This window comes from Spongiactinospora gelatinilytica, from assembly GCF_003236385.1.
Classification (GTDB): domain Bacteria; phylum Actinomycetota; class Actinomycetes; order Streptosporangiales; family Streptosporangiaceae; genus Spongiactinospora; species Spongiactinospora gelatinilytica.
The window spans coordinates 1-9,523 of sequence record NZ_POUA01000306.1 but is presented as its reverse complement, the minus strand read 5'-3'; the positions used below and the strand labels follow the sequence as shown (position 1 = coordinate 9,523).

The 9,523-nt window shown below is 66.8% G+C and carries 12 protein-coding genes; 1 reads left to right on the top strand and 11 read right to left on the bottom strand.

What is annotated here, in order from left to right:
- Positions 1-277: 277 nt before the first annotated feature.
- The 5 genes from C1I98_RS29335 to C1I98_RS40730 all read right to left on the bottom strand — a co-directional run bounded on the left by C1I98_RS29335 (position 278) and on the right by C1I98_RS40730 (position 3,802).
- Complete coding sequence (locus tag C1I98_RS29335) at positions 278-904, bottom strand: sensor histidine kinase (protein ID WP_111170638.1); 627 nt, start codon at positions 902-904, stop codon at positions 278-280.
- Positions 901-1,587 (bottom strand): histidine kinase, encoded by a 687-nt coding sequence (locus tag C1I98_RS29330; RefSeq protein WP_111170637.1) that lies wholly within the window; start codon positions 1,585-1,587, stop codon positions 901-903. The genes C1I98_RS29335 and C1I98_RS29330 overlap by 4 nt, the downstream gene beginning before the upstream one ends.
- Positions 1,588-1,645: 58 nt before the next feature.
- Complete coding sequence (locus C1I98_RS29325) at positions 1,646-2,311, bottom strand: ABC transporter permease (protein WP_111170636.1); 666 nt, start codon at positions 2,309-2,311, stop codon at positions 1,646-1,648.
- Positions 2,312-2,361: 50 nt separating this feature from the next.
- A complete protein-coding gene (locus C1I98_RS29320) occupies positions 2,362-3,117 on the bottom strand; it encodes an ATP-binding cassette domain-containing protein (protein ID WP_233508289.1) in 756 nt (251 codons plus the stop codon).
- A gap of 502 nt (positions 3,118-3,619) precedes the next feature.
- On the bottom strand, positions 3,620-3,802 hold the full coding sequence (locus C1I98_RS40730) for a DNA-3-methyladenine glycosylase I (RefSeq protein WP_146607693.1): 183 nt from the start codon (positions 3,800-3,802) through the stop codon (positions 3,620-3,622).
- Positions 3,803-4,164: 362 nt separating this feature from the next.
- On the opposite strand from C1I98_RS40730, the gene C1I98_RS29315 reads away from it, so the two are divergent.
- The gene (locus C1I98_RS29315) at positions 4,165-4,398 is read left to right on the top strand and encodes a transposase (protein ID WP_438672119.1); all 234 of its coding nucleotides are present in this window, start codon (positions 4,165-4,167) and stop codon (positions 4,396-4,398) included.
- A 175-nt stretch (positions 4,399-4,573) separates the two neighbouring features.
- Here the strand turns inward: C1I98_RS29315 and C1I98_RS29310 are convergent, their stop codons facing one another.
- The 6 genes from C1I98_RS29310 to C1I98_RS44470 form a co-directional block, all read right to left on the bottom strand.
- Entirely contained in the window at positions 4,574-5,467 is an 894-nt protein-coding gene (locus C1I98_RS29310; RefSeq protein WP_111170635.1) for a hypothetical protein, read from the bottom strand.
- Positions 5,468-5,531: 64 nt separating this feature from the next.
- Complete coding sequence (locus C1I98_RS29305; protein WP_233508288.1) at positions 5,532-5,939, bottom strand: type II toxin-antitoxin system VapC family toxin; 408 nt, start codon at positions 5,937-5,939, stop codon at positions 5,532-5,534.
- Positions 5,940-5,946: 7 nt separating this feature from the next.
- Positions 5,947-6,243 carry a ribbon-helix-helix protein, CopG family gene (locus C1I98_RS29300; RefSeq protein ID WP_158558224.1) on the bottom strand — a complete coding sequence of 99 codons (297 nt, stop codon included), beginning with the start codon at positions 6,241-6,243 and terminating at the stop codon, positions 5,947-5,949.
- A gap of 1,230 nt (positions 6,244-7,473) precedes the next feature.
- Entirely contained in the window at positions 7,474-8,295 is an 822-nt protein-coding gene (locus C1I98_RS29290; RefSeq protein WP_111170632.1) for a phosphotransferase family protein, read from the bottom strand.
- Positions 8,296-8,755: 460 nt separating this feature from the next.
- The gene (locus C1I98_RS29285) at positions 8,756-9,157 is read right to left on the bottom strand and encodes a hypothetical protein (RefSeq protein ID WP_111170631.1); all 402 of its coding nucleotides are present in this window, start codon (positions 9,155-9,157) and stop codon (positions 8,756-8,758) included.
- 16 nt (positions 9,158-9,173) lie between these two features.
- A complete protein-coding gene (locus tag C1I98_RS44470) occupies positions 9,174-9,407 on the bottom strand; it encodes a hypothetical protein (RefSeq protein WP_233508287.1) in 234 nt (77 codons plus the stop codon).
- Between the last annotated feature and the right edge of the window lie 116 nt (positions 9,408-9,523).

The window sequence follows — 9,523 nt, the reverse complement described above, 5'->3', positions numbered from 1 at the left end:
CCCCCCGAACCCGAGCCCCGACAACCCGCCGCCGAACAGCACCCAGGCCACGCTCTCCCCTCTTCACCAGACGCAGGCCCACACAACTTCCACCCCACGTCATTCCTGAACCTGAACACCTCGGCAAACCCATCACCGCACATGTCCCGATCACCGCCCAACAGCGCCCAGGCCACGCTCTCCCCTCTTCACCAGACGCAGGCCCATACACAACATCCACCCCACGTCATTCCTGAACCTGAACACCTCGGCAAACCCATCACCGCACATGTCCCGATCACCGCCCAACAGCGCCCAGATCGCGACCTCCCCTCGCCACCGACATCGGAATGCAGGCACGCATGCGATATCCGCCGCCAGACAACGGCCCGGCCTCCAACGTGCCTCCCGCCGCCATGACCCGCTCGGTCAGCCCTCGAAGACCGCTTCCCGCGCCTCCGCCCACATCTATCCCGGTACGACGGGACATCCGCCCACTCGTACTGGCTTCCTTCTCCCGGCCGCCCCCCGCAGCGCCATCCACAACCTGAGCGATATGCGGCCTCCTACCGCCGACAGACCTTTCGTCCCTGCCATCGCCCGTACCGTTCACCGCGCCGCCATCGTCATGGATCTCGGCGATGGCGTGGCCGTCCCCGTCCAGGCGCACGTCGATCATCCACCGCCTGGCGTCGCTGTGCCGCAGGACGTTGGTGGTGCCCCCGCGTACGGCCCAGGCCAGGACCGACTCCACGCCGGCCGGAATGGGATCGAGGCCGCGGGAGATCTCCACGCGGACACCCGCGGAGGTCAGGACGCGTCCGGCGTTCTCCAGTTCCTCCACCAGCGAGACCGCCCGGTATCCGGCGACCGCGTCTTGTACCTCGTCGAGCGCCCGCCGAGCCGCCCGCTCTACCCCGCTCATCTCGGCGGCGGCCCGGGCAGGATCGCGCTCGGCCAGCCGGACGGCGAGCTGGCTCCTGATGGTGGCTGGCTCCTGATGGTGATCGACGTCAGCGTATGGCCGAGGATGTCGTGCAGATCGCGGGCGAAACGCAGCCGTTCGTTGTCCACCGCCAGGCGGGCGACCTCGGCCCGCGCGGTCTCCAGCTCGTACAGCGCGTGGCCCATCCGCGTGAGGGCCCGCACGGCCGTCGCCTCGGCCGCGATCAGCACCGGAACCCACCAGAACTCCGCGAACACCAGCCCGAACGCCGTCAGCGCGGTCAGCTCCAGCACGACCACACCCGCCACCCCTGCCAAGAACCAGCCTGGCGGAAGCGTCACCAGCAGCGAGACCAGCAGCGGGAAGGAGGCGTACGCCCAGTTGTGACCGAGCACCGGGAACAACGCGAGCGTGGCCGCGGCCATACCCGTCACCACCCACGGCACCATGATCAGCGCCCGGTCGCTGAACATGTTCCACACGAATCGGCCCCAGCAGGCGGCGAAAGCCGCCCACCAGCCGAGTGCCCACAGCGCCGGGACAAGGTGGGGCCGCTCGGCGAGGAACGCCCATAATGGCCAGGCGGGCAGCAGCAGCCAGAGCAGCGACCCTGCGCGTAGCGCCCACCGCGCCTCCCGGGTGACCAGTTCGCCCGGCCTCATCCCCTTTCCTCCTCCCTGCTCACGACGGCTCTGCCGTACCAGTGCCGATCTGCCTCACTTACTCACAGCGCCCTGCCGTACCGCCAGATCGCGAGCGCGCAGAACAGCAGCGTCCATCCGGCGAGCACGGCCAGCGACCCGGCAGTGGGCGCGAGCCCGTCGAGCGCCCGCCACCCGAGCGAACCCGCCTGATACGCCGGGCTGTACTCCGCGAGGGCCCGTATCCCCTCGGCAGCGCGCGCACCGGCAACCACAACCCGCCCAGGATCGACAGCCCGAAGTAGACCACCATCATCGCGATGTTGGCCGCGGGGCCCTGTAACGAATAGCCGAAGGCCACGCCGAGCGCGGCGAACGGCAGCACCCCCACCCAGATCAGCGGCACGAGCGCCACCCAGGTCAGCATCGGCAGGCGTACTCCGGCCAGCAGTGCCCCCGCGCCGAGGATCACCACGATGCTCGGCAGTACGCCGAGCGCACCGGCGACGACCTTGGCGACCAGGTAGCCGTGCCGGGGCAGCGGCGTCATCGCCAGGTACCGAAGCCAGCCGGCGGCGCGTTCCAGGGCGATCGCGCCGCCGACGAACAGCGCGCCGCCCATCGAACCGTACGTCGCCATCGACACCATGGAGTAGGCCGCGAACCCCTCCGTCTGGGCCGTGATGGCGAGCACCTTCGTCCACAGCAGGTACAGCGCGAGCGGGAACCCGATCAGGAAGACCATCCCAACGGGATTACGAAAACCACGGGCCACCTCCAAACGCAACAGCGATCTCATGAGCCCGCCTCCCCGGTCAGCCGGACGAACGCGCTCTCCAGGTCGAGGCTCACGGTACGCACGTCCCTGACGTCGTCGAAGGCCGCGAACAGGGCGCGCAGCGTCGCATCGGAGTCGTCCGTCGTCAACGCCACACCGGTGCCTTCGACCGCCACAGCGCGCACGCCGGGCAAACCCGCCAGCAGCCCGGGGGCGGGACGGTCGAGGGTGAGCCGGATCTCGCCGTCGCCGACCATGGACTTGATCTGGGCCACGTCACCGTCGGCGATGATCCGCCCGTTGACGACCAGCACGATCCGGTCGGCGTGATCGTCGGCCTCGGCCAGATAGTGGGTGGCGAACATGACGGTGCCACCGCCCGTCGTACGCCGCTTGACCTCCTGCCACAACCCCCGCCGACCCTCCACATCGAGCCCCACGGTGGGCTCGTCGAGCACCAGCAGCCGAGGATCGCCGACCAATGCCAGCGCGAACCTGACCCGCTGGCGTTGCCCACCCGACAGGCCGCGCACCCTCCGCGCGGCCAGTTCCTCCACCCCGGCCGCACGAAGCGCCTCGCGAACCGGCAGCGGCGATGGGTACATCCCGGCGACGGCCGCGACCAGCTCCGCCACTCTGACGTCCTCGATCAGCCCTCCGTCCTGTGACAACACACCGACCTTCCCTGCTCTGACCGCCGCCCGGGGCGCGTCGCCGAGCAGCGCGACCTGCCCGGCATCCTGTGCGACCAGCCCCAGGGCAATGGAGAGCAAGGTCGTCTTCCCGGCTCCATTCGGCTCCATTCGGCCCCAACACCGCCACCACCTCCCCCTCCTGGACCGTCAGCCCGACATCGTCAAGCGCGATGACCCCGCTGTAGCGTTTGCTGACCTTCGTCAGCTCCAGCACCGTGTCCATACCACTCAGCCTGGCCGCGCCCATCTCCGCGCTGTAGTGCCGCCCATCACGCCGAGCACCATGACGAATGTCAGATCCAGACCTCCCGGCAAGTAGCCCGAGACTCCCAAAGCGCTGGAAATCCACGCACCGCCCGCCCCCGACTCCGATCAAGCCGGCAGCACCGCCCCGCCCCATTAGTCGGGAAGCAGGAAGTACTACGAGAAGAAGCGCTGAGGGCAAGAAGCGCAACGCTGCCTGACCTGCCTTCCCCCCGCCACTGTGAAGTGATCTATGCGACGCTCCGCCCTGGAGGCCCACCCGCTTGCGCAGAATGAGCAACCAGAACAGGCCCGACTGGAACGACTCCAGGGTCATCTACTCGAACGCCTCGTCATCGCCGCGAACCGGGCGGCCCCACTCATGGTCGTGGTCGTCGATGTAATCGGACGCGGAGATGCCCACCGACAGCGGACCGGATCGGCGGCCTGCGCGGTCACCTGCTCTCCTCCACGGCGGCCCTTTCTGTGCCTGGGACTCGTCCCGGGGCAGCTCGAACACCGCAAACCCTGACGAACCACGCCATTGATCCGTTGCTCAGGAGCTCGCACCTGACAGCACCCGTGAGCCGGGGTGTCAGAGCAACGTGAGTCTTGCGAACCGGAGCTCAGGGTGCATTCGAAGGATCACACGATGGCCGTCAGCGGGTCTCGATTTCACGCTCGTGACCTGCTCGAACTCGTACATTCCATGGACACACCCGAGAGCGCGCCTGGCGACCGAATGAATGGAATGAAGAATGGGGTTGCGTCCACGGATGTGGTGTACGAGTTTGCCCTGGTCACAAGCATGGGCGTCAGAGCATCAATACGGCCATCGCGTGATCCTTCGAATGCACAGTTCAAGATCAAGAGAGAACGACGATGGCCGCAGACAGCAGTGCGCCCAGCGGTGAGTGGCTCGCGCAGCAACTCCAGACCGACAGTCTCGATCTGTTGCCCTCCATGGTGAAGACCGTGGCCGAGGCGTTGATGTCGGCCGACGCCGATGCCCGCTGCGGAGCCCCGTACGGGGCACGCAGCACCGAGCGGGTCAACTCCCGCAACGGCTACCACACCCCGTCCGACAGGATCGAAATACCTGACGGCGACCAATAGCCCGAAGGAAGAGACCGGATAGGCGTGTCCGCCTTCCGCGGGAACGGTGGAGGAGTCATCACGTTCACGCGGGCGCGGCACGCATCTCCAGCTCCGCTCGGCGCGGTCTGGGGCGACCCAACTCCACCGACCGGATTGGCGAAGCGTTCGCGGGTGAGCTGCTCCGCAAAACCGCTCAGAGAAGTTCGATGCGCAAGCCGTGGAGCAAGCGATCGGTGTAGCCATCGCTGGCCGCGACAGCCACCATGACGCCGCCCTTACAGTCGATCGCATTGTAGCGCCGGGCGCCCACCGAGGGCGGAACCGGTAGGTCATCGCCGCACTTTGGGACCGGTGCGAGGACGATCAATGGGCGTGTGCCACCGCCGAACCACAGTTGCGGGCCCAGCGTGATGCTCCCCAGCAGGTCGCCGGGCCGGGCCAGTTCAACCGGCCCGCTGGCGCGCAAAATTAAGTATCCCTTCTTATCCACCTTTCCTCGAATGCGCTTGGCGAGATCCATCCGCTGGTCGAACGTCGGCCCGCCGCGGACTGGGTCGCTGAGCGCCATTGACCACGACCCGAAGTCGAACATCATGATGTAGCCGCGGCCCCGGACGGGGCTCTTCGCCCACAGGCTCACGTTCGAGGTGAGGCTGCGCAGCATGTCCTGCCCGGCCTCTGCCTCACTTTCGCCAGGAAGCGGGGAGACCAGCCGATACAGCCTTCCGGCCTTTTCCGCACGTACGCCGATCACCGGCCTTACCCCGAACTCGGCCATGTCGAGGCTGGCCGGATAGCTGAGACGGGCCCGGGTGCCGTCGGGGAAGGTGACTTCGACCACCTTGCGCCCGTCGTGGGTCTTCGAGTCGGGGACCAGGTAGTTGGGCCGGTATTCCCTTGTGGGGCCGACCGGCGTGGGCGATGTCAGCGTCGTTTGCGGAAGTGGCGGCTCGGCTTCGCCCCGGCTTTTGATGACCCCGACCACCGGAATACCCACCAGGACGAGGAGCGCCCCGGCGACGATCAGGCCGCCCCAACGCGAACGCGATCCCGTCTCGATGATGTCATTCCGGCCGCCGCCGACCACGTGCCTCGGCCACCTCGTCACAGGTACGGCACGCGCCTGGGTAGCGGGTGCCCGTAACGTAAGTTCAGTTCAGGGGGTGCCGCATACGCAACCCCTTGAATTGGGCGAAATCAGCATCACAGGTCACGAATTCACAACCATGCTCGATGGCGAGCGCGGCAAGGTAGGCGTCCGGAACCGCCTTGCCCGATGCGTCCGTCTCCCGGCACAGCCGCTCGAATATCTCCCAGTGCCGCCGCCCGGGCGCCACCACCACCGCCCGTGGCTGGTTGCGCACCACGGCCGCGAACTTCAGCGCGTCGCCGATTGGGTCGGGATCCTTGTAGATCCGCTGGTCGGTGACGATCCTTAGGAAGCTGTTGACCACCAGGTCACTAATGGCATAGGTCTCCTCTCCGTTGACCATCTCCTCGACGAACGCACGGAACTCGGCGTGGCACTCGACCTCCGGCCGGAAGGCGTTGACCAGCACCTCGGTATCAGGGAGCCGCATCGCCGGTCACCCTCTCGACGACCTTCTCCGTCTCCAGCGAATCCATCACCTGTCCCCAGCCCTCGCCAGCGGCCAGCCGGGCGGACAGCCATGGCTGATGCCCGGGCACCGCGTGCGAGAGCGGCAGCACCACCCGAAGCCGCTCATCGTCGTGTGCCGCACGGTTGAGCAGTTGTCGTAAGGCGTCCTCCATCACCGAGTTGAGGCTGCGTCCGTGCTCCGCCGCGTATGCCTTCGCCTCCTCCAGAAGCGAGTCATCGAGACGGAAGGTTGTCCTTCGCATGCCGCAAGCATGCCAGCACGACATCATGATGTCAACACGAAAAGTAATGAAGTGACCACGCAAGGTGGTGCAAGTCTAAAGGAACGCCATCGCCTGGTCGACGATCAACCCTCTACCAGACCATGCCTTGTCAGCGACGAGATCAGGCTCTCCATCCCGGCGGATCCCGCCTTCTGCGGGATCAAGGCGACCCCGCCCCCATGCCCACATCGCCCGATACGGACTCATAGCGCCTTGGCATGTACGAGCAGGATGCCGTCGCTCACAGGTGAAGCCACGCCGGTCTTGGGAGAAGCCACCCGAGCGTGACGACTCACAACAAGAGAATTGATCGCCCGCAGTCCCCGGCCGGCGGAGCTGATCGGCAAAATGCGAACGCCCCGCCGCTGCCGGCGGGACCGCTGCCCGCAGGCCCGATACTGAGCGGTGGGTACACCAGCACTGGCCCAGCTCCTACCAGCAAAGACCCATGCCATTCGGATGTTCTGAGGACCCGCCCGAGGTCGACCACGGACGAGACGATCCAGACCATCGACGCCAGGACGACATAAAGGCCGTGGGGCCAGCCGCCGACGGCCCCCGGGCGCTCGGCCTGCGCGCTGCTTCCCCGGCCAACATCGTACTGATGGGCCGACGGGCGAAGTCGAGACCACCGGCTGGACTGATACACATTCACGACGCTCAACGCGCGGGCGCGCCAGGCTTCCAGCTAGTCCACTGCGGCCGTCGCCCCAGCCCTGCCTCCACCGAGCGCAAGCTCCTGCCGAGGATCTGGTGAACTCCGAGTTCGCGAACATGGACAGTACGCGATCTCGGCGTACAAACGACCGACGACCGCGGCGATCTCGACGAGCTGCCCGGGGTAGCCCAGGCGGGACACCCCCAGCAGGGTGGATGTGTGCGGCCCACGCTCCAGCCCAGGCGCGCGCACGATCTCCCATGCCTCGCTCAACGGCCCCGGGGCGGGCGACACGACGTACACCGTCGAGGCCACCACATCGGGCAAGCCCGCCCTACCTCCGCCAATGCCGTCACCAGGTTGGCGATCACCCGCCGGGTCGGGGCAGCGAAACCCCCTTCTTCCACGAGCTTTCCACCGGTGCCCAGTCGCACGGCCCCTGCGATGAACGCCGGCCGCCGCCCAGCTTCGACCAGGGCGGCATGCGCAGAACGATCACCCCTCCACCATGGCGACCAGCGTTGCCGAAATCCGGTCCGGGCGCATCCCGATCAACCTGCGAAGGTCCACTCCAGGTGGCGCAGGCCAAGCTCCTCGTAGCGCCGGGCCGTAGGGTTGCGCGTCCCGTAGGCCATGTCCTCAAGCAACGCGCAGCGCGCGTAGAACACCGCCCGCTCCCTGGCGATCTCGCCTGGATAATGAGCCAGGCTCAGCTCGAACGCCTCGGGCCCCAGGTCCCGAAATATCAGGGCGAAGTCCACAGCGGGATCGGTGACCGCCGCGTCCGTCCAGTCGATCACTCCGGTGATCGTGTCGCCATCGGCGAGGATGTGCTCACTGCCCAGGTCGTTGTGGCAGAACACCAGTTTCTCCGGCTCGGCCGGCGGCGCGTCGTTCAGGAAACGTTCGACGGTACGGCGGGCGGACGTCGGTATACGGCCGGCGACCACCTCGTAGTTCTCCGCCGCCTCGGCCAGCCATTCTGTCAGTGGGCCCACGTCTTCCGGTACCGAAACCGCCGCCCGGTGAACGCTTCCCAGGAATTCGCCCAAGGGAGGGGCCAGCTTGTTGGCGTCAGTGGCCGGTGCGGTCTGAAGGGGTGTTCCGGGGAGCTTGCCGTACGCGATGACCCCCGCCTCGGCATCGGCGAACACGACTTCCGGGACCGGCAATGTGCCGCATTCCGCGATCACCCGCAGCACCTCGACCTCGCGCCGGGTCATTTCGGGGTCGACTTCCTTACTGCTGCGGACGATCAGACTCCCGTTGACCTCGTAGGCGAGGTTGTCGAGCCCTTCCCCCAGTTTCTCCACAGACCGGACCACATACCCTGGCAGATGCCGTCCGACCAGCGTCTTGATTACCTCGATCACTCTCGCATGCTAGCTTTCCGAGCAAGCCTCAACCCGTGGCGACGGCCCGGATGCTCCCGCAGATGGTGCATGGCCGGCACGCGATCGATGAAGCCGGAGTGCCCTCAAAGGGAGGCCGTCGGCGAGCTGAGCACCGTCACACACTCGACCGACCGGTATCGAAAACGCCCAGAACTCATCGAAGAAATCCCCGGCAGGGGGGGTGACTCCTGCTGGCACGCAGCTCCGCCCCCCGCGCTGAACCTTCGCGATCGATGGGCTCAGGCCCAGGTCGCCTCCACGATGGCGGGCTTGTTCCCCTGTTCTCGTGTCTGAGTGAGCCTGATCGAGGTGATTCGCCATTCACCGGCCGTACGGCAGAGCCCACCGGGCCATCGCCCTCAACCTGACCGGCATGGGCCGCGAGACCGCGCACCAACTCACCGAAATCCACCTGGAGTCGAGCCTGGGCCCCATGGGGTCACGCGTCTGGCCGCAGCATCCACCGCAACGAATCGAAAATGATCGACATTTCGCTGAGGTCGCCCATCAGGAGCCGGATCTCGTACGCGTCCGCCATCCGGTCCAATTCCTCATAAAGGATCTCCATATCACCGCGCAATACGGCCGGGATGGCGCGCGCGTTCCTGAACTCCATGTCCAGCAGGCGACTTTCGACCCGAACGCTCATCTCCACGGCATCGGGGCCGGCGCTGAACCTCCATACCAGACTGTCATGGAGGCTCGCCGCGTTGGCGAACTCGCGGATCTCCCGCGGCGCGCCGCGCAGTATGGCCGCTAGATGAACCTGGTACTCCTCGACGACACGCCGGCATTCACCTAGATCCATCTCACCCGCAAAAGCGGGCGTGAACCATTTCATATGTTGCATTCATTCTTCAGCCGGCGCGGGCTGCACGAGCACGAGCCACGTCCGCCCTGCCCCAGATCAGCGGCCACAGCTCGTCCGTGCCCATCGAACTCACATCCCGGCAGGCCGACACCTCGCGACGGTGGGGAGCGAGGAAAACCTGTTCGCTGCCGTGGTAAATGCGCTCCCCAAGCGGATGAACGGCCCGCGCCCACCGTCGCAGTTTCTCCGGCCCGGCCCGGAAGATGATGAGCCCGCCCATCCACTCCACGGCGGCCCTGCCATCATCCACTTTCCAAGCCGGCCTTTCACCGGGCTCCTCTGGCCGATCAAACCCCCACGTCTGCCACCTGACCGCCCCCTGCGAGGGAGCCGCAC

Coding starts and splice junctions, on each gene's coding strand:
- C1I98_RS29300 (WP_158558224.1), bottom strand. CDS start 6,243: ATGCGAAGGACAACCTTCCGTCTCGATGACTCGCTTCTGGAGGAGGCG.
- C1I98_RS29335 (WP_111170638.1), bottom strand. CDS start 904: ATGAGCGGGGTAGAGCGGGCGGCTCGGCGGGCGCTCGACGAGGTACAA.
- C1I98_RS29325 (WP_111170636.1), bottom strand. CDS start 2,311: ATGGTCTTCCTGATCGGGTTCCCGCTCGCGCTGTACCTGCTGTGGACG.
- C1I98_RS29315 (WP_438672119.1), top strand. CDS start 4,165: ATGGCCGCAGACAGCAGTGCGCCCAGCGGTGAGTGGCTCGCGCAGCAA.
- C1I98_RS29330 (WP_111170637.1), bottom strand. CDS start 1,587: ATGAGGCCGGGCGAACTGGTCACCCGGGAGGCGCGGTGGGCGCTACGC.
- C1I98_RS44470 (WP_233508287.1), bottom strand. CDS start 9,407: ATGGGCGGGCTCATCATCTTCCGGGCCGGGCCGGAGAAACTGCGACGG.
- C1I98_RS29285 (WP_111170631.1), bottom strand. CDS start 9,157: ATGAAATGGTTCACGCCCGCTTTTGCGGGTGAGATGGATCTAGGTGAA.